This is a genomic window from Rhizobium lentis (genome assembly GCF_017352135.1).
GTDB classification, from domain to species: domain Bacteria; phylum Pseudomonadota; class Alphaproteobacteria; order Rhizobiales; family Rhizobiaceae; genus Rhizobium; species Rhizobium lentis.
In genome coordinates this window covers 631,561-649,905 of sequence record NZ_CP071454.1, presented here as the reverse complement: position 1 = coordinate 649,905, position 18,345 = coordinate 631,561, and the positions used below count along the sequence as shown (strand labels likewise).

Here is an 18,345-nt window from a genome sequence, read left to right as displayed (position 1 = left end):
GATCTTCCTCAAGCAACACGGAACGAACGATCGCGGCGTCTCCGGGAGAAGAACTTGTCGACCTCGGTCACGAGAACGAGTGAGCTCGCCAGCAGCATGCTGAGACACCATTCAAGAGGCGTGATGGGCGAAAGAGCAAGTGTTGTGCTGAGCCATGGCACGTACATCGCCGAGATATGGATAGTCTGGGCGGTCAACACGCTGAGGAGCAGGAACCGGTTCCGAAGAATATCGGCCGAAAATATCGATCGTCTTTCGGAGGAGCTTGCTAGGGTCTGGACGTTCTCGAACATCACGAAGATAAGCAGCGTTATATTGCGGGCTTCGGGAACCCCATATCCGTGTGCAAGCATCCACTGGAAAGCCAGGAACGCTGCCCCGCCGATGACGACCGTCGATTGGACGACGCGCCGGATCATCGCGCGGTCGAGGACAGGCTCGAGCGGAGAACGTGGCGGGGCCGCCAGCTCGTCTCCTTCCGGGCTTCCGCCTGCAAGGGCGAGGTCCTGTATGCCGTTTGTCACGAGATTGAGCCACAGGAGTTGAACGGCGAGGAGTGGCATGGGCAGTCCGAATGGCAGCGCGAGCATGAAGAGCAGGACCTCCGCGGCGCCCGTTGCGACTGACATCAGCACCACCTTACGGATGTTGCGATAGGCCGCTCGGCCTTCTGCGATCCCCGCAACGATGGATGCGAAGTTATCGTCAGTGATGACGAGATCGGCGCTCTCCTTCGCGACCTCGGTTCCCCTGAGCCCCATTGCGACGCCGACATGCGCCCTCTTCAACGCTGGACCGTCGTTCACACCGTCTCCTGTTACGGCGACGATATGGCCGTTCCGGATCAGGGATTCGACGATCGCCGATTTCTGCGCCGGCTGCACGCGGGCGTAGATGCGGGCCCTACTCGTGATTTCGTCCAGCCGCCGGTCGCCCGCTCGTTCAGCTTCATCGATGTCGTGGCCCGAAACGACCTGGCTGGGGTGAATGTTCAAGCCGGCGTCTCTGGCAATCGCGGCCGCAGTCCGCGGATCATCCCCGGTCACCATTACGACCTCCACGCCCGCTGCGCGGCAGTCTTTCATGGCGTTTGGTACTTCAGGCCGGACCGGATCCTGTAGTCCGGCCAGCCCCAGGAACACGAGATCGACAAGGTGACCGTGTCCAAGGCTTTCGGCGGGAGTCGCGCCAACCTCCCCTTCCGCGAACGCAAGAACCCTGAGCCCTCGAGTGGTCATCTGTTCCTTCTGCGCCAAAAGCCAAGCGCGATCAATGTCGACGGCGCAGCCCGCGACGTCCATTCGATCCGCCATCTCGATGAGCACCTCCGATGCCCCCTTGACGAAGACATGAATCCGATCGTTGCCGTGATGGAATGATGCAGCATATTTGCGCTCGGGCTCGTAGGCGATCCTTGCCGCCAGCGGGTATCGGTCGTTCAGTTCTTCCAGCCCAATCCGCGCCTTTCGTCCTGCTGCAAGAAGCGCCACATCGACTGTGTCTCCGGCGGCCACCCAGAGATCGTCCCGGCGAACGAGGCTTCCTTCGTTTGCGAGCAGTGCAGCGCGCAGCAACCTGCGCGCCCTCTCGCGGACAAGATCGCCGTCCAGGCCGTTCGCCCTGATCTCGCACCTGTCAAGATCGGCATGGGCGTCCAGAACGATGTCCGTTCCGTCCGGCAGGCGAATTTCGGTCACCGTCTGAACGTTGCTGGTCAAAGTCCCGGTCTTGTCCGTGGCGATCAGCGTGGTCGAACCCAGGGCCTCGACGGCCGGCATGCTTCGGACGATGACGTTGCGGGCGGCCATCCGCCGCATGCTGACGGCAAGCGCGACGGAGATCGCGATCGGAAGCCCTTCGGGGACAGCGCTCACCGCCAACCCCACCGACATCATGACAAGATCGTGCAGAAGGAGCCCCCGCATGAAGCCCGCGAGGACCAGCACCAATGCTGCCAGTCCAACGAAGACCGCGAGCGCGTTCGTGAATTTCGCGAGACGGGCGACGAGGGGAGGCTGCGACGAGCTGGCTCTTCCCAGCTCGACGGCGATGCGGCCAAGCATTGTCGCCGCACCAGTAGCGGTCACGACGCCTTTGGCTCGCCCGCGCGTCACCAGAGCGCCCGCGAGCAGCAGCAAGGAACTGCCTGTTTCATCTGGCGAGCCCTCGACTGTTTCACCTTTGGGGACCGGCATCGACTCTCCAGTTAGAAGCGACTCGTCGCACCGGAGGTCGCTCGCATCGACAAGCGTCAGATCGGCAGGGATTCTGTCACCGGATTCCAGAAGAACGAGATCGCCCACGACCAGTCGCTTGGCCTCGATCCGGCAAGCCACGCCGTCCCGGATGACGTTGGCCAGCGGCTGCTCAAGCTTCCGAAGGGCGGCGGCCGCCCGATCCGCTGAATATTCCTGGTACGTGCCTATGGAGGCATTGATCAGAAGCACGACGAGAATGAACAGGGCGTCTTCGATCCTCCCGGTCGCAAACGAGAGCGCCGATGCCAGCAAAAGGATGAAGATGATCGGGTTGCGAAATTGAACGAGGAAGACCTTCAGCGGCGATGGGGGTTCAGGGTTGGGCAGCGTGTTAGGTCCAAGCTCGGCGAGCCGTTCTTCGGCCTCGCTGCTTGTCAATCCGATCAACGCAGGCGTCGTCGGAGTTGGTGTATGCGCCTTGAGATTCATCATAGGCTCGGGGCTTTTCGCGACGAATTCTTTGAATGGTGGGGCGACAGCCTATGTGCACCCGCGCACGACGCATTGACCGGGATCAAGGAGCTCCGATCGGACTGAGATATGCTTCAGATGATTTGCGGCCGCGGCGGTCACTGGGCTTCGAAGGCACCGTGCTTGCATCGGTATTCCGGCGGCGGCGCGTTTGGACCAGCGCTGATACGGCAAGATTGAAAGGCAATGAAATGAATAAAGGCTCAATACAGACGGCGTTGCAGTCGATGAAGGATGACCTTGTCCGTCGCCTCGAAGCGATCGATGCGGATCTCTGCGTGGCGCTCGAGAAGGACAGCGAGGAGCGCGCGACCCAGGTTGAGAATGATGAAGTTCTTCGGGAGATGCAAGCTGAGGGACGCAACCAGATCGCGGCCATCGACGCGGCGATCGGCAGGCTGAATGACGGCAAATATGGGCAATGCACCAAATGCCATCAGCCGATCGGCAAGGAACGGCTGACTGCGGTTCCCTATACGCCGTTCTGCATCGACTGCGCACAATCGTTCCGCTGATTTCTGAATTTGTGAAGGTGATTGATGGCTACGGCGGCGGCGTGGTGGGCTGGTAGGTGGACGTGGCCCCAGGGCGGGATATCGCAACTGGGGAAGGCAGGCCCCCGGTCGGGCCTTCTGGTAGTGTCATCGCTCCTTGCGCTTGCGGCCGCACTCGTCTTCTATCTCGTGGGTCACGTCCCTGGATATCGGTTAGTCCTGCTAGGCTGCACCGGCCTGATTCTGCTATCCCTTTGTATCGAGATTGCAAAGAAGCTGCAAAATGAGGAATACGGCCTGGACCTGATCGCCGCCCTGGCTATGGGGTCCTCTTTATGGTTCGGCGAATATCTTGCAGGAGCGATTGTCGGCCTCATGTATTCCGGCGGTCAGTTTCTGGAGGCATACGCACATCGTCGCGCCGACGAGGGCATGTCGGCATTGCTGGCGGAGGTCCCGCGCACGGCCCTGCGGCTGGCCGGGAGCGGTTTCGAAGAAATTCCGATCGAGAAGATCGCGGTCGGCGATGTGCTTCTGATACGCAAGGGCGACGTCGTACCGGCCGACGGGACGCTCGTCGGCGAATTCGCGAGGATCGACCAGGCGGTACTGACCGGAGAACCTTTCCCGGTGCGCATCGCAAGGGGTGGCAACATTTCGAGCGGCGCCACGAATGAGGGCGACGCGATCGAAATCCGCGTTCTAAGCCGCGCCGAAGATAGCACCTATGCCGGAATAGTCAGGCTCGTGGAAGCGTCGAGGCGTTCCAAGGCGAAGCTGATGCGCCTGGCCGACCGGTTCTCGGTCTGGTTCCTGTTCGCAACGATCGCGGTGGCCGGGGTCTCGGCATACATGTCCGGAGACATGTCACGGATCGTGGCCGTGCTGGTCGTCGCCACGCCCTGTCCGTTGATCCTGGCCGTACCCGTCGCGCTTGCCGCCGGCACCTCAAAAGCCGCCAAGGAGGGCGTTCTGGTGAAGGGCGCGGGACCTCTCGAGGCTCTCGCCCAAGCCACCGTAGCGGTTTTCGACAAGACCGGGACGCTCACGGCGGGGCAGCCGGAAGTCGGTCACATCGATGGCCCGGAGCATCCCGACAGGATCCTGCGGCTGGCCGCCTCGCTGGACCAGGCCTCGGGCCATGTGGTCGGACGCGCGCTGGTGGACGAGGCGCGCAGACGCGGACTGGTACTAAGTCGTCCATCGGAGGTGACCGAGACCGCCGGATCCGGAATCTCCGGCGTAATTGATGGCGTGCGGGTTAGCGTCGGAGGAGACACGTATTTCGGAGAGGCTGCGCCGTCAGGGTCGAATGGTTCAAGCAGCGCGATGCGTGTAAAGGTTCTCTTTGATGGTACGCTCGCTGGCACGATCACGCTCGAGGACCGTCTTCGCAAGGACGCTGTCAAATTCGTCACCCAGCTCAGGGCATCAGGGATCTCTCGGGTCGTACTCGCTTCCGGTGACGAACTGCCCATCGCGACAGCGATAGCTCGCTCGCTGGGCTTAGACGACGTCGCGGCGAGGCTTGATCCCTCCGACAAAGTCGAAGTCATTGAGAAGGAGCGAGTCAAGGGGAGAGTGCTGATGGTCGGCGACGGAGTGAACGACGCGCCAGCGCTGGCAGCAGCAGACGTCGGAATCGCTGTCGGCGTCGAGAAACTTGCCGCGGCCGCGGAGGCTGCGGATATCGTTCTCGTCCGGGACGACCTGACCAGGATAACCAAGGCGATCGCCATCGCGCGTCGTTCACGCAAGATCGCGCTCCAGAGCATCTATGCGGGCATAGGTCTCTCGCTCCTCGCAATGGGCTTCGCGGGAGCGGGCTACCTTCCGCCCGTCGGCGGCGCATTGCTGCAGGAGGCCATCGACGTGGCGGTCATCCTGAATGCCCTTCGCGCTCTCTAGTGGGCGAGAAGCACCGGCAGCTCCGCCTTAGCGAGCAGTTCGCGAGTAACGCCGCCGAGGATAAATTCACGAAGCCGGGAATGGCCGAATCCGCCCGCTACCAGAAGGTCTGCTTTACGTTCCAGCGCGGCCGATTGGATGGCGGCGGCAGCGGTCTCTCCGGCTGCCTGGATCGACACGTCTTCTACGTCGAATCCCGAATGCTTCAAGGACGAGATCAGGAGCGCGCGGTTCTCCTTGTTGATCTCCTTGTCGTCGGTGATCGAGATGACCTGCACCTTGGTCGAACGTTCAATGAAAATCCGAGCGCAGGATAGGGCGCGCGCGGCAGTGGCGCTGCCGTCCCAGGCAACGGCGATCGTGTCTATACGAGAGCAGACGCTCGTGGCGGGAAATAGCACGAGGGGACGGCCGCTTCCGAACAGCAGCGTCTCGGAAAGCTGGCGGGAGAGCTCCGAGGCCTCGACGATGGACAGGTCGTGGCACCTGGTGATTTCGGAAAAGCGTTCAAACACGAACGGCTCCGTGGCCTCGAATCCATGGATGCGCACTTGGACGCCAGTCTCGGAAACAGCGCGGGAGATATGTTCCCGCAGCGAAGTCCCACTGTCCCGGCTATATCGCTCTGCTTGCCCCCGCCACGTGTCGACATCGATCACTGTGGGAAAGGGCTGATGGACCTGGGGGATTCGGACTTGCGGGATGCTGGCGACGAGATGGGCGTCATTCTGCCGAGCCAGATCGACGGCATTGTCGATAATGGTGAAGGAACTCGCGTCGGGATAGGTCGACAATGGGAGATGGAACTGCGGCTTCACGATGGCCTCCTGAGGTTAAACCAGCCGTCATGATGCGTGCCGCAGAGAGAGTTTGCATTGCGCTTCGTCAAGGCGCCGGCGCAACGAAGCTCTTATCATCGTGCCCTCACTAAAGCTGGAGAACACGGCCATGACGATCGAGCTGACGGAGATCAACCCAGGCGAATGCTACCGGATCCTTGAGAACGAGCGCTTCGGTCATCTCGCATGCTGCAAGGATGGCCAGCCTTATGTGGCGGCAATCTACTTCGCCTTTTCCAGCGGCATCGCCTATAGCTTCACGATGCCAGGCAAGAAGCTCGACTGGATGCGGGGGAACCACAAGGTCTGCCTTCACGTGGAGCAGCGTTCGAGCGGTGGCGGGTGGACGAGCGTCGTCGTCGAAGGCAGGTTCGAGGAGTTTCCGGACAGCGACGCGCGTGGAAGCGAAAGGCTCCATGCGTGGTCGCTTCTCCAAAAGTATTCGGACTGGTGGGAGATCGGCTCCATGAAGCCCCACGAGGTCCCCATGCTCGATGGCTCGCCTCACGTCTTCTACGGCATTCTCGTAACCGCCGTGACGGGACGGAGGGCGGTGAGGGCGGACTGATCCGCTGTCCCGCGCGTTGAAATCCCGATGATAGGTCGCTGGCTTTCCGCCTCGAGGCCGTTATCGGCAGCGGTGTGTAGGCGCGACCGCTTCGACGAGCTCGAGTATGCGTTGCGGGGTCTCCGACTGATGGCGCAGACGACGGTGGTGAACGGGTCAGTAAATATCCTTACCTGACAGGCTGACGAACTCTGTCGTCAATCCTTCGGCGTGCGCTTCCTTGAGAAGACGATCAGCGCTCATGATGTCGAGACACATGCTGCCGTTGAAGGATTGCCGGAGCGCGCAGCAGAAATGGTCCCTCGTCCAGGCCAGGCCTCGTGGCGTCATCGCCGTCACCTCCCAGCGATCCTCGTCCCGACGATCGAGAACAAGGTCTGCGGACGTCCGTTCGACCTGCCCGATCGGTGTCCCGGCGCCCGTTGGTGCCTTACAAGTTGCTTCTTGTCCGCGCATGTCCGTCTCCTTTGGATGAGGTCGTGGCGCTCTGTCAGGAGCCTATCGGATCCGCGGCATTCGTTCTTTGACGAGCATCAATCTGGATGCTTGACCGGGATCAAGTCGAGGTAGTGAATGTGGTGATACGACTAGCGCGGTGGTACATGCCGATGGAGGGCGACGTGAGGGCGATGGTACTCGAAAGGGTGGGGCGGCCGCTCCGTCTCATGGAGCTGCCGGATCCGCCAACGCCGCACGGTCAGATCGTCGTCAAGGTCGAAGCCTGCGGCGTCTGCCGCACGGACCTTCATGTCTGCGACGGAGATCTCTCCAAGCCAAAGCTTCCCCTCGTTCCAGGGCATGAGATTGTTGGCTCCGTAATCGCAACTGGGGAAGGCGTTCCCATTCGACTCGTCGGTCGAAAAGTCGGGGTTCCATGGCTGGGCCACACCTGCGGCCACTGCGCATATTGCTGTGAAGGTCGCGAGAACCTTTGCGACGAACCCGGCTTCACGGGCTACACGATCGACGGCGGCTTCGCGACGCATGCGATCGTCGAGGCGGGCTACGCGTTCGAGCTTCCTGACGATGCGGACCCGGTGGCGACCGCGCCTCTCCTCTGCGCGGGCCTCATCGGGTGGCGATCACTGAAAATGGCGGGCGAGGGGAGGACGATCGGCATCTATGGATTCGGCGCAGCCGCCCACATCCTGGTGCAGGTGTGCAAACATCAAGGCAAGAGCGTCTACGCATTCGTGCGCCCGGGAGATGAGGCCGGACGCAAGTTTGCGCGTGATCTTGGCGCCGTCTGGGCAGGATATTCCGGCGATACTCCTCCGGTCCAACTCGACTCGGCCATCATCTTCGCACCGGCCGGCGAGCTCGTGCCGATGGCGCTCAACGTAGTGCGGAAGGGCGGAACCGTGGTCTGCGGCGGCATCCACATGTCAGACATTCCGAGGATGCCCTACCGCCTGCTCTGGGGCGAGCGGCGGGTGGTCTCGGTGGCGAACCTGACCCGGAAGGACGGAGCCGAATTCTTCTCGATCGCCAAGGCGGCCAAAGTAGGATGCGTCACCAGCACCTACGCTCTCGAGCATGCGAACGACGCCCTCGACGACCTGCGCTCAGGCCGGTTTACTGGCGCCGCTGTCATCGTTCCGTAGCCGAGATTCTAGTTGCCGAGGATCAATGCGAATTATCCGTGCAACACGGAAGCTTCCCCGGTGACGGATGTCGGCCAACTAATCGCAATTCTCATGAAGGAGCATGCCCGCGCGCTCGTCACGATCTAAGGAACGGCCACCGTCTCTTCGTTGCTGCCGACATGCCGGTTTCGAACATTGCGATGGATCAAACCATTTCTATGCTTCAAGGCGCCGAGAACGGACCGATCGCCTTCGCGCGGCGCAATGACTGCGACGCCGCCACCTGCGTCACCGGGGTATGATCGCGGCTGAAGCGATGCCATCAGCCAGCGCCTGATCGTGGTCCGGCCCTCGTGACGCTGCCACGCCCGCAGTTCGATCATGATCGAGCGCCGGATTGCTCAAGGTTCGAGACTGTAAACCCGACGAGGACGATCATCGTGTCACGAGATCGTTTCCTCGCTTCTTTCTCCGCCGACGTGTTCCACCAAAAAGTCGATGAACGCGCGAATACGAGCCGCAAGATGGTCGTGTCCGGCAAAAACTGCGTGAATCAATTCGATGTCTTCGGGATTGTAGTCTTCAAGCACGGGGATCAGCAAACCAGAGTCGATGTCTGGTTGGACATGGAACAGCCCAACTCGTCCGAGCCCGCTGCCGGCAAGACAGAGCCTGCGAATGATCATGCCGCTGTTGACCGATGTATTGCCCGAAATAGGCAGACGGTAGACCTCGGATGATCCTGGGTTGCGGAACGGCCACTCATTGAGGCTGCGTCGGAAATTGAAGCTGAAGCAGTTATGATCCGCAAGATCCTGTGGCGTTTTCGGTACGCCATGCATTTTGAGGTAGGCAGGAGAGGCGACGATCACGCGCCGGCTCTCCAGCAATTTCCTCGCCTTCAGTGCCGAGTCGCTCATGGGGCCCGAACGTATGGCGATATCGGTACGCTCCTCGATCAGCCCGATGACACCGTCTGTTAGCGAGACATCGAGCTGGACTTCGGGATAGAGCTCCAGAAACGCTGGAATGAGTGGCAGCAGGTATCGCTCACCAAAGCCCACAGACGCGTTGACCCGAAGAAGCCCGCGCGGAACCATCCTGCCGCCGCCCGCGACGATCTGCTCGGTTTCGGCAATCTCCGCGAGAATGCGCTGCGCCCTTGCAAGATAGATCTCACCTTCTGGGGTGAGCTTTATCGCCCGGGTGGAACGGACCATAAGGCGGGTACCGAGCCGATCCTCGATCCGGGTGATGAGCTTGCTGACCGCGGACGGCGAGAGTTCCAGCCGCCGTCCCGCAGCCGAAAAGCTCTGCAATTCCGCAGTCGCTACAAAAACTTCCATTTCTCCTGCCCGATTATTCATGCAAGTTTACCTATGAATTGAGTTCAAAGGTATTTTCTCAATCCTCTGGATTATCGTGCAAGTCCTTTTCAGACACATTGCACCGCAGCAGTCAATCAACCGACAGCATTGCTGTCTCAGCCCCCCTCACACGGTGAGGCGGAGAGGAATTTGTCATGCCCTTAGCCATCTTTGCCCTAACGATCGCTGCTTACGCGATCGGCACCACCGAATTCGTGATCGTCGGTCTTTTGCCGACGGTCGCAAACGACCTCCACATCAGCCTGCCACTTGCCGGCCTGATCGTCAGCGTTTATGCGCTCGGCGTCACCTTCGGCGCGCCGATCCTGACGGCCTTGACAGGCAAGGTCGAACGCAAGCCGCTGCTGCTCGGCCTGATGGCCCTGTTCATCATCGGCAACACGGTCGCGGCGCTGTCGCCGAGCTACGACCTTCTGCTCGTCGCCCGCGTGCTGGCGGCCTTCGCCCACGGCGTCTTCTTCTCGGTCGGCTCAACCATCGCGGCCGATCTGGTGCCGGAAAACCGGCGCGCCTCCGCCATCGCCATGATGTTCATGGGCCTGACGGTCGCCATCGTCACCGGTGTACCGCTCGGCACCTATATCGGCCAGATCCTCGGCTGGCGTGCGACCTTCTGGGCCGTTGCCGGACTTGGCGTCATCGCATCGCTTGCCATCGCGGCGCTTTTGCCGAACAACCTGAAGAAAGCGCCTCCGGCAAGTCTGCTCGACCAGGTCCGCGTCCTCGGTTCCGGCCGTCTGCTGATCGTCTTCGCCATGACCGCGCTCGGCTACGGCGGCACCTTTGTCGCCTTCACTTTCCTGGCCCCGATCCTGCAGGAAATCACCGGCTTCTCCCAGCAGAGCGTCAGCCTAATCCTGGTGCTCTATGGCATCGCAATCGCTATCGGCAACATCGCTGGCGGCAGGATCGCAAACCACAATCCAGTCAAGGCGCTGATCGGCCTGTTCATCCTGCAGGCAATCGTGCTGGTCATCCTGACCTTCACCGCTGTATCGCCGGTCTTGGCGATTGCTACCCTTGCGGCGCTCGGCTTCCTCCAGTTCGGCAACGTGCCGGGTCTGCAGATCTATGTCGTGAAGCTCGCCAAGGAACACCGTCCCGGAGCTGTCGATGTCGCCTCGGCTCTCAACATCGCAGCCTTCAATCTTGGCATCGCCATCGGTGCATGGCTCGGCGGTCTGGTCGTCGAATCACCCCTCGGTCTGGGTGCGACCCCCTGGGTCGGCGCGATCCTCGTCGTCGTCGCCCTGTTCCTTACCATCTGGAGCGGCGCCCTTGATCGCCGGACAGCCCCAGTCCTGACGGCAGCCTGAGTGCTTTTGACCCGGCGTCTTCAGCGCCGGGCCAGATTCGATCTCACTTAGGAGAATTCCCATGTCTACGTTCAACGCAGGCCAATTCTTTGCGCTCGACTGCATCCGCAGGCCGCAAGGCGGCATGACGCTCGGCATCGAGCTTCCACTTGACAACGACTGGTCGCCGGAACGGGAAGAGCAGCGCGTGAGAAAGGGACACCGCTTCGGCGTTCCGGATCTCACAAACTATCCCGACCTCCTCCGCCAGGTCGACCGTTCCGGTTTCGCAGCCGTCTGGATGCGCGACGTGCCGGTGTTCGATGCCAACAATTTCGGCGACGCCGGGTCCATCTACGATCCCTTCGCCAACCTCGGAGTGCTGCTCGCAAGGCCCTCGGCCTGCCGCGCGGTGTCTTCGTCAGCGCTTCCCAACTTGATCTCGCCGAAGATCCAGCGGAGCCGGCGGCGCCTCGCCGCTTTGGCGCGCGCATCGGGCGCAACGCCTTCATCGACCATCTGCAAGCTTTAGAAGACGCCGGCATTGATCATCTGTCGCTTCTTCTGCGGCCGTCGCGACGGCCGCTCGACGAGGTCATCGATCAACTGGCGCGCGATGTCCTTCCCGTTCTCAAAAACCAATCCTCTCCAGCGAAGAGCGCTGCGGAGTAACCCAAGGAGCTAACCATGCATAACGTGACCGCCAATGGAGCCACCATTCCCGCGCTCGGCTTCGGCACTTTCCGCATGCCCGGCCCGGATGTCCTCAGGATCGTGCCGCATGCGCTGAAGGTCGGCTTCCGGCACGTGGATACCGCCCAAATCTACGGCAATGAGGCCGAGGTTGGAGAAGCGATCGTCAATTCCGGCGTGGCGCGGGGCGATATCTTCCTGACCACGAAGGTCTGGGTCGAGAACTACAGGCACGACGCCTTCCTTGCATCGGTCGACGAAAGCCTGAAGAAGCTGAAGACCGACTATGTCGACCTGCTTCTGCTGCACTGGCCGAACGAGGCGGTGTCGTTCGCCGAACAGATCGGTGCGCTGAACGCGGTCAAGGAGGCCGGCAAGGTCCGACACATCGGTGTATCCAACTTCAACACCGACCTGATGGCCGAGTCAGTCAAGCTCTCCAAGGCGCCGATCGTCACCAATCAGATCGAGTACCACCCCTATCTGAACCAAGATATCGTCATCGGGGCTGCCAGGAAGGCCGGCATGGCGATCACCGGCTATTACAGCATGGCCGACGGCAAGGTTTTCACCGACCCTGTTCTAAAGGACATCGCTGCCAGGCACGGCAAGTCGGTGGCGCAGGTCGTGCTGCGCTGGCTCGTGCAGCAGGACGGCGTCATCGCGCTGTCCAAGACCGTCGGCGAGGCCCGTGCCGCCGAAAACTTCGCGATCTTCGACTTCGCGCTGTCCACCGATGAAATCGCCGCAATTCACGGTCTTGCAAAGACCGACGGCCGCATCGTCTCTCCAGACGGCCTCGCACCCGTCTGGGACAAGGCCGCCTGAGAGATAAAGCGGGAGGGGTGCTGCGCTCCTCCCCTTTTTCATTTTCACTGTTTAGCATTCTTCGAAGGCTGGGTTTTCGAATGAACGGCACCGTTAGTCGCTATGAGACTGTAGTTGCATAGCTTCAAACCGTGACGTTTCTGAACTACTTACTCATTTGCTTGAGTCTTGCCTCGATATGATCGATGCGTTCACGTCCTTGATATCGCGCTTGCCGCAGAGGGCCATGGTGATGTCCATCTCCCTGCGGATGATGTCGAGCGCCAGCGTCACGCCTTCCTTGCCCATGGCGCCGAGCCCATAGAGGAAGGGGCGGCCGATATAGGTGCCTTTCGCGCCGAGCGCCACGGCCTTCAAGACGTCCTGGCCGGAGCGGATGCCGCCGTCGAGATGGACCTCGATTCGGTCGCCGACGGCCTCGACGATGGAAGGCAGCATGCTGATCGAGGATGGGGCGCCGTCAAGCTGGCGGCCGCCATGGTTCGAGACGATGATCGCATCGGCGCCGGTGTCGGCGGCGGCCCTGGCGTCTTCCGGGTCGAGCACGCCCTTGATGATCAGCGGTCCGCCCCATTGCTCCTTGATCCATGCAACATCAGCCCAGGATAGCCGCGGGTCGAATTGCTCGTGCGCAAATTTGGGCACGGAGGCGACATTGGCGACGTTCTTCGCATGGCCGACGATATTGCCGAAGTATCGGCGCTTCGTTTGCAGCATCTCCAGGCACCAGAGGGGCCGGGTCGCCATCTGCCAGATATGTTTTGGGGTCAGTTTCGGTGGGGCCGAGAGACCGTTGCGCAGGTCCTTGTGGCGCTGGCCGAGGATCTGCAGGTCGGCCGTCAGCACCAATGCGGAGCATTTTGCGGCCTTGGCGCGACGGATGAGGTCGAGGACGAAATCCTTGTCCCGCATCACGTAGAGCTGGAACCAGAAGGGCCGCGTCGTCACCGATGCGACGTCCTCGATCGAGCAGATGCTCATTGTCGACAGCGTGAAGGGAACGCCGAATTCTTCGGCCGCGCGCGCCGCCAGCATCTCGCCGTCGGCATGCTGCATGCCGGTCATGCCGGTCGGCGCAAGAGCCACCGGCATGGACACTTTCTGGCCAATCATCGTCGTCTCAAGCGTGCGGTTGGTCATGTCGACCAGCACCCGCTGGCGCAGCTTGATCTGGCTGAAATCGCTCTCATTCGCCGCATAGGTCGACTCTGTCCAGGCGCCTGAATCCGCATAGTCGAAAAACATCTTCGGAACACGGCGCCGTGCGAGCTTCTTCAGGTCGGCGATGGTGAGCGGAGTGGACATGAATCGACTTTCTTCACATCTGAATGCCAGCCTCGCCCATAACACGAATCCTCGAAGAAGCGTTATGAGAAACAATCGGCCCCAGGCGGTTTTCGCCTTACATCTTTAGGGGTGCCAATATCCTCAAAGCCCCGCTTTGGAGGCAATCCCTGCCACGTAGGTTTCTGCGACCGCGCGGTCGTCGCCCATCGTCTGCAGGAGGAAGAGTTCCTCGGGCAGTGTCTTCACCGTCTCCATCTTCAGCGCCATGGCCGGGGTCGCTGATGCATCGAGAACGACAAGGTCTGCTTCGGTGCCGGGTTCCAGCGTGCCGATCCGGTCGGCCAGCGACAGCGCCTCGGCATTGCCGCGTGTCATCAGGTAATAGCTTTCCAGCGGGTTCAGCCGTTCGCCGAGCAGCTGCTGGATCTTGTAGGCCTCGTCCATCGTTTTCAGCATCGAATAGCTGGAGCCGCCGCCGATATCTGTGGCGACGCCGATGCGGACCGGCTTTTCGCGGCGCGAGAGCGCCTTAAGCGGAAACAGGCCGGAGCCGAGGAAGAGGTTCGATGTCGGGCAGTGGACGGCGACCGCACCCGTCTCGCTCATGACGTCGGCTTCGCGTTCGGAGAGATGGATGGCATGGCCGAAGAGGCTTTTCGGTCCGAGCAGGCCGTAGCGGGCGTAGATGTCGGTATAATCGATCGCCTCGGGATAGAGCTCGCACGTGAATTTGATCTCGTCGTGGTTTTCCGAAAGATGCGTCTGGATGTGCAGGTCGGGAAATTCGCGGGCAAGCGCTGAGGTCGCCTCCATCTGCGCCGGCGTCGAGGTGATGGCGAAGCGCGGGGTGATGGCGACGTGGTTGCGGCCCTTGCCGTGCCAGTCCGCGATCACCTGGCGCGTCTCGTCGTAACCCATCTCGGGCGTGTCGAGCAGGCCCTGGGGGGCGTTCCGGTCCATCATCACCTTGCCACCGACCATGCGCATGTTGCGCTTCATCGCCTCGGCGAAGAAGGCGTCGGCGGAGGTCTTGTGTACGGAGCAGTAGGCGACGGCCGTCGTCGTGCCGTGGCGGATCAGTTCGTCGTAGAAATGCCCGGCGATCCTTTCAGCATGAGCGCTTTCGACGAAGCGGCATTCCTCCGGAAAAGTGTAGGTGTTCAGCCATTCGAGCAGGTTGGCGGCATAGGAGGCGATCACCTGCATCTGCGGAAAATGCAGATGCATGTCGATGAAGCCGGGCATGATGAGATGCGGCCGATGGTCGATCTCGGCCGTGCCCTCGGCCACCTTCGCCTTGACTTCGGCATAGGGGCCGACCGCGGAGATACGCCCATCCTCGGTCAGCAGGCCGCCGTCCTCCTCGTAGAGATAGCTCTGGCTGTCGGTCAGGCTCAGCGGCGCGCGATGGAAGGAAAGCAGGCGGCCGCGGAGAAGTGTCGTCGTCATTGTTTCTTGCCTTCGACTGCGCTTTCGAACCAGGCGACGAGCAGCCTGCGTTCGTCCGGCGTAATATCGGTCACGTTACCGGGCGGCATGGCATGGCTGCGGCCCGCCTGTATATAGATTTCCCGGGCGTGGGCGGCAATTTCCGCGTCGCTTTCAAGTGCCACACCCTTCGGCGGCCGCACGACACCCTCATAGGCGGGCTCGGCGGCGTGGCACATGGAACAGCGTGTCGAGACCAGTTGCTTGACGGCGGGAAAATGCGGATCGCCGGCGAATTGCTGGAAGGCGGGCGCCACTGCGGCAGCATCCGTCTCGCCGGTCAGCAGCTTCGGCGCGGTTGAAAGCCACATGATCACGATGAAGAGGATGACGGTGACGATCCAGGTCCAGGTGGGGCGGCCCTTCCGGGCGTGGGTGGTATTGAACCAATGGCGGATCGTCACGCCCATCAGGAAGACGAGCGCCGCGATCACCCAGTTGAAGGCCGTGCCGAAGGCGAGCGGATAGTGGTTCGACAGCATGAAGAAAATGACAGGCAGCGTCAGGTAGTTGTTGTGCAGCGAACGCTGCTTGGCGACCTGCCCATATTTCGGATCGGGCGTGCGCCCGGCAATGAGATCGGCGACAACGATCTTCTGGTTCGGGATGATGATCATGAAGACGTTGGCCGACATGATTGTCGCGGTAAAGGCGCCGAGATGCAGGAAGGCGGCACGGCCGGTGAAGAGCTGCGTATAACCCCAGGCCATGAAGACGAGCACGACATAAAGCACCGCCATCAGCCCCCAGGTGTTGCGGCCAAGCGGCGACTTGCACAGCAGATCGTAGACGAGCCAGCCGAAGGCGAGCGAGGCCAACGAGATCAGGATCGCGACGGGCGGACTGATGTCGAGGACGTGGCGATCGATGAGGAAGAGGTCGGCGCCGCCGTAATAGACGATGCAGAGCATCAGGAAGCCGGAGATCCAGGTGAAATAGCTTTCATATTTGAACCAGGTCAGGTGTTCCGGCATCTGCGCCGGCGCCACGAGATATTTCTGGATGTGATAGAAGCCGCCGCCATGGACCTGCCATTCCTCGCCATAGGCGCCGGGCGGCAGATGCGGGCGTTTCACCAGTCCGAGATCGAGCGCGATGAAATAGAAGGACGATCCGATCCAGGCGATCGCGGTGACGACATGGAACCAGCGCGCCGCGAAGGCGAGCCATTCCCATGCTATGGCATATTCATACATCGAGTTCCCCTATCTTCCTCCGACTCGCGACATTGCGGAAATTTTGCCGGGGAGGGAAGAGGAGATTGAAGGACTGGAGGTCGCCTGTTACCGCAAACGGTGACGAGGCCGAAGGAGCAACGGAGTGATCACCGCGCTCTACAGCGACCAACTTGTCGCCGAAAACGCGCCGATGGACCGGCGGGTTGCCGAGCTTGTTCTCTCGGGGCGATTTTGATGACGCCGACGATCGCGGCCGACGCGCCCTTTTCCGGCGGTTCGCCCGATACGGTGCGGGATGGCGCTGCCCCCGGTCTGGTGCCTTCGAGTTCTTTCCGCATTTGAACGGCGATCCCGGCAATCTCCCCGCGTTGCTGCGCTACCGCGAGATGACGGCCAACCCCATTCTCGCATGTCGGGACGGCGAAGGTCTGATCCTCGCCAGCGGGCTCGTCGAAATCTTCGGCGCGCTCCTCTGATGATTTCCGACGGTTTTGTAGAGGCTGTCGATCGTTGCCGGATCGCCGATCTGCTGTCCCGTGCCTAAAAGCTGCCGAGAAGGCTGTGCATTATCTCCGACTTATAGTCGGTTTGCTGATGCAGCAGATCTTGAAACTGTTACGATCCGATGACAGTTATGTTTAAGGCCGCCGGAATGAAACAAGAACAGTAGATCAGCGGCGGCGCATTCATCGACGGAGAAGATGCCCATGCGCAGTATTCTGACGTGTATGATGATTGCGTATGCGTCGCTGGCGACGGCTCACGACGCACCCACGGGGTGGAGTTATGACCCCTATTGTTGCAATGGCGATAGCCACAATGGCGATTGCCAGATGATCCCTTCGAAAAGCGTGGCCGTGACGCCGGGCGGATATCGTGTGACACTACTGCCGGGAGATCATCGGCTGGTCACGCATGCGCACGTCTTCCTGCTGCCGATGACGAAGGCGATGCAATCCGGCGACAACGACTATCATCTCTGCCTGTTCCCGAACGAGGACACGCCGCGCTGTTTCTATGCGCCTGAGATGGGATATTGATGCTCGGCTATATGCATCGGACCCAGCAGATCGGGTCCGATACATGTGGCTTTAGTTTTCGGCTACTTTCATCTCTTCGAGGATCCAGTTGCGAAAAGCCTTGATTTTGGGAACGTTGCGGCGATTTTCGGGGTAGGCGAGCCAGTAGGCCTTGCCATCGCTGCGGGTCAGTTCGAAAGGCTGATAGAGCCGGCCGAGGGCGATCTCAGCCGCATAGAAGGCCGGATGGAGGATGGCGACGCCGTGGCCGGCGATGGCCGCGTCGGCTTCCACCGCCTGGGAGCCAAGCTGATTGCGCGGGCGCCGGTCGAGATCTGTCTCCGTGACGCCGGCTGCCTCGAACCATTGTTTCCACCAGATGTCGCCAGCGTCGAAGAGATCGAATTTCAGGAGATCACGCGGCTCTCTGATGCCGCCCGCCGATTCCGCCAGCTTCGGGCTCAGCATCGGGGTGAACTCAAGGCCCATCAACCGGTGCAGCGTCAGCCCCGGCCAGTTGCCGTCACCCCAGCGGATGCCGACATCGATCTGCTCGCGCGTGAAATCGATGATGTCGGAGCTTGCCTGAAGGCGCACTGCGATCGCCGGATGCTTCAGGTGGAAAGAGCCGAGGCGCGGCGCCAGCCATTTCGACGCGAAAGTATGGGTCGAGCTGATGGCCAGCGTTCCTTCGACGCTGTCGCGCGCCGTCGCCATCGCGTCATGCAGCATCGCGAAGGCTTCGGTCACCTTCGGCGCCAGCCGCTCGCCGGTCCCCGTCAGGGCAATCTGACGGGGACGACGCAGGAAGAGCGGCTCGCCGACATTCTCCTCCAGCAGCTTGATCTGATAGCTGACGGCCGTCTGCGTCATGCCGAGCTCGTCTCCGGCCTTGGTGAAACTGCCGAGGCGGGCGGCGGCCTCAAAGACGCGCAGCGCATTCAGTGGAAACTGTTTTGAAAGTTTCATGGATAAGTTCTCTTGATGCAGGCAGACGGTCGTTCGATTGGAATTGCAGCATTTTCAGCGGCAAACTGCAACTCAT

At 61.2% G+C, this 18,345-nt stretch carries 16 protein-coding genes and 1 pseudogene; 9 read left to right on the top strand and 8 right to left on the bottom strand.

The annotated features are described in order from the left end of the window. Positions 1 to 8: 8 nt before the first annotated feature. Positions 9 to 2,690 (bottom strand): cation-translocating P-type ATPase, encoded by a 2,682-nt coding sequence (locus tag J0663_RS03225; protein WP_207243033.1) that lies wholly within the window; start codon positions 2,688 to 2,690, stop codon positions 9 to 11. A 230-nt stretch (positions 2,691 to 2,920) separates the two neighbouring features. On the opposite strand from J0663_RS03225, the gene J0663_RS03220 reads away from it, so the two are divergent. Further along, positions 2,921 to 3,244 (top strand): TraR/DksA family transcriptional regulator, encoded by a 324-nt coding sequence (locus J0663_RS03220; RefSeq protein WP_207244409.1) that lies wholly within the window; start codon positions 2,921 to 2,923, stop codon positions 3,242 to 3,244. 24 nt (positions 3,245 to 3,268) lie between these two features. Next, positions 3,269 to 5,131 (top strand): heavy metal translocating P-type ATPase, encoded by a 1,863-nt coding sequence (locus tag J0663_RS03215; protein ID WP_207243032.1) that lies wholly within the window; start codon positions 3,269 to 3,271, stop codon positions 5,129 to 5,131. Here the strand turns inward: J0663_RS03215 and J0663_RS03210 are convergent. Beyond that, positions 5,128 to 5,949, bottom strand: coding sequence for a universal stress protein (locus J0663_RS03210; protein WP_207243031.1), 822 nt, complete (start codon positions 5,947 to 5,949; stop codon positions 5,128 to 5,130). The two genes, J0663_RS03215 and J0663_RS03210, sit on opposite strands and share 4 nt — an antisense overlap. 130 nt (positions 5,950 to 6,079) lie before the next feature. Between J0663_RS03210 and J0663_RS03205 the strand changes: the two genes are divergently transcribed. Then, complete coding sequence (locus tag J0663_RS03205) at positions 6,080 to 6,538, top strand: pyridoxamine 5'-phosphate oxidase family protein (protein ID WP_207243030.1); 459 nt, start codon at positions 6,080 to 6,082, stop codon at positions 6,536 to 6,538. Positions 6,539 to 6,694: 156 nt separating this feature from the next. On the opposite strand, the gene J0663_RS03200 is transcribed toward J0663_RS03205, so the two are convergent. Then, positions 6,695 to 6,994, bottom strand: coding sequence for a hypothetical protein (locus J0663_RS03200; RefSeq protein WP_207243029.1), 300 nt, complete (start codon positions 6,992 to 6,994; stop codon positions 6,695 to 6,697). Positions 6,995 to 7,158: 164 nt separating this feature from the next. On the opposite strand from J0663_RS03200, the gene J0663_RS03195 reads away from it, so the two are divergent. Then, positions 7,159 to 8,142 carry a zinc-dependent alcohol dehydrogenase family protein gene (locus tag J0663_RS03195; RefSeq protein WP_207243028.1) on the top strand — a complete coding sequence of 328 codons (984 nt, stop codon included), beginning with the start codon at positions 7,159 to 7,161 and terminating at the stop codon, positions 8,140 to 8,142. 425 nt (positions 8,143 to 8,567) lie between these two features. Here the strand turns inward: J0663_RS03195 and J0663_RS03190 are convergent, their stop codons facing one another. Next, on the bottom strand, positions 8,568 to 9,491 hold the full coding sequence (locus tag J0663_RS03190) for a LysR family transcriptional regulator (protein WP_207243027.1): 924 nt from the start codon (positions 9,489 to 9,491) through the stop codon (positions 8,568 to 8,570). Positions 9,492 to 9,646: 155 nt separating this feature from the next. On the opposite strand from J0663_RS03190, the gene J0663_RS03185 reads away from it, so the two are divergent. The 3 genes from J0663_RS03185 to J0663_RS03175 all read left to right on the top strand — a co-directional run bounded on the left by J0663_RS03185 (position 9,647) and on the right by J0663_RS03175 (position 12,328). Then, entirely contained in the window at positions 9,647 to 10,828 is a 1,182-nt protein-coding gene (locus tag J0663_RS03185) for an MFS transporter (protein ID WP_207243026.1), read from the top strand. A gap of 61 nt (positions 10,829 to 10,889) precedes the next feature. Further along, positions 10,890 to 11,339, top strand: a complete 450-nt coding sequence (locus tag J0663_RS03180; protein ID WP_246590360.1) for an LLM class oxidoreductase — start codon at positions 10,890 to 10,892, stop codon at positions 11,337 to 11,339. 155 nt (positions 11,340 to 11,494) lie between these two features. Then, the gene (locus tag J0663_RS03175; RefSeq protein WP_207243025.1) at positions 11,495 to 12,328 is read left to right on the top strand and encodes an aldo/keto reductase; all 834 of its coding nucleotides are present in this window, start codon (positions 11,495 to 11,497) and stop codon (positions 12,326 to 12,328) included. Between the two features lie 153 nt (positions 12,329 to 12,481). On the opposite strand, the gene J0663_RS03170 is transcribed toward J0663_RS03175, so the two are convergent. From J0663_RS03170 to puuD, 3 genes are all read right to left on the bottom strand, one after another. Next, a complete protein-coding gene (locus J0663_RS03170) occupies positions 12,482 to 13,633 on the bottom strand; it encodes an alpha-hydroxy acid oxidase (RefSeq protein ID WP_207243024.1) in 1,152 nt (383 codons plus the stop codon). Positions 13,634 to 13,756: 123 nt separating this feature from the next. Next, a complete protein-coding gene (gene guaD / locus J0663_RS03165; RefSeq protein ID WP_207243023.1) occupies positions 13,757 to 15,064 on the bottom strand; it encodes a guanine deaminase in 1,308 nt (435 codons plus the stop codon). Beyond that, the gene (puuD, locus tag J0663_RS03160; RefSeq protein ID WP_207243022.1) at positions 15,061 to 16,299 is read right to left on the bottom strand and encodes a urate hydroxylase PuuD; all 1,239 of its coding nucleotides are present in this window, start codon (positions 16,297 to 16,299) and stop codon (positions 15,061 to 15,063) included. The genes guaD and puuD overlap by 4 nt, the downstream gene beginning before the upstream one ends. 198 nt (positions 16,300 to 16,497) lie before the next feature. Here puuD and J0663_RS31695 point away from each other — a divergent pair. Together J0663_RS31695 and J0663_RS03150 are read left to right on the top strand one after the other, a co-directional pair. Next, positions 16,498 to 16,825 (top strand): annotated as a pseudogene (locus J0663_RS31695) (Type 1 glutamine amidotransferase-like domain-containing protein); the annotation flags it as partial. Positions 16,826 to 16,988: 163 nt separating this feature from the next. Further along, positions 16,989 to 17,321 carry a hypothetical protein gene (locus J0663_RS03150; RefSeq protein WP_207243021.1) on the top strand — a complete coding sequence of 111 codons (333 nt, stop codon included), beginning with the start codon at positions 16,989 to 16,991 and terminating at the stop codon, positions 17,319 to 17,321. A 51-nt stretch (positions 17,322 to 17,372) separates the two neighbouring features. Here J0663_RS03150 and J0663_RS03145 read toward each other — a convergent pair whose 3' ends face one another. Beyond that, a complete protein-coding gene (locus J0663_RS03145) occupies positions 17,373 to 18,269 on the bottom strand; it encodes a LysR substrate-binding domain-containing protein (protein WP_207243020.1) in 897 nt (298 codons plus the stop codon). Between the last annotated feature and the right edge of the window lie 76 nt (positions 18,270 to 18,345).

Bases quoted from the DNA above. Each gene is read 5' to 3' on its own strand.
- J0663_RS03225 (WP_207243033.1), bottom strand. From the start codon at position 2,690: ATGATGAATCTCAAGGCGCATACACCAACTCCGACGACGCCTGCGTTG.
- J0663_RS03220 (WP_207244409.1), top strand. From the start codon at position 2,921: ATGAATAAAGGCTCAATACAGACGGCGTTGCAGTCGATGAAGGATGAC.
- J0663_RS03215 (WP_207243032.1), top strand. From the start codon at position 3,269: ATGGCTACGGCGGCGGCGTGGTGGGCTGGTAGGTGGACGTGGCCCCAG.
- J0663_RS03205 (WP_207243030.1), top strand. From the start codon at position 6,080: ATGACGATCGAGCTGACGGAGATCAACCCAGGCGAATGCTACCGGATC.
- J0663_RS03200 (WP_207243029.1), bottom strand. From the start codon at position 6,994: ATGCGCGGACAAGAAGCAACTTGTAAGGCACCAACGGGCGCCGGGACA.
- J0663_RS03190 (WP_207243027.1), bottom strand. From the start codon at position 9,491: ATGAATAATCGGGCAGGAGAAATGGAAGTTTTTGTAGCGACTGCGGAA.
- J0663_RS03185 (WP_207243026.1), top strand. From the start codon at position 9,647: ATGCCCTTAGCCATCTTTGCCCTAACGATCGCTGCTTACGCGATCGGC.
- J0663_RS03180 (WP_246590360.1), top strand. From the start codon at position 10,890: ATGTCTACGTTCAACGCAGGCCAATTCTTTGCGCTCGACTGCATCCGC.
- J0663_RS03175 (WP_207243025.1), top strand. From the start codon at position 11,495: ATGCATAACGTGACCGCCAATGGAGCCACCATTCCCGCGCTCGGCTTC.
- J0663_RS03170 (WP_207243024.1), bottom strand. From the start codon at position 13,633: ATGTCCACTCCGCTCACCATCGCCGACCTGAAGAAGCTCGCACGGCGC.
- guaD (WP_207243023.1), bottom strand. From the start codon at position 15,064: ATGACGACGACACTTCTCCGCGGCCGCCTGCTTTCCTTCCATCGCGCG.
- puuD (WP_207243022.1), bottom strand. From the start codon at position 16,299: ATGTATGAATATGCCATAGCATGGGAATGGCTCGCCTTCGCGGCGCGC.
- J0663_RS03150 (WP_207243021.1), top strand. From the start codon at position 16,989: ATGCGCAGTATTCTGACGTGTATGATGATTGCGTATGCGTCGCTGGCG.
- J0663_RS03145 (WP_207243020.1), bottom strand. From the start codon at position 18,269: ATGAAACTTTCAAAACAGTTTCCACTGAATGCGCTGCGCGTCTTTGAG.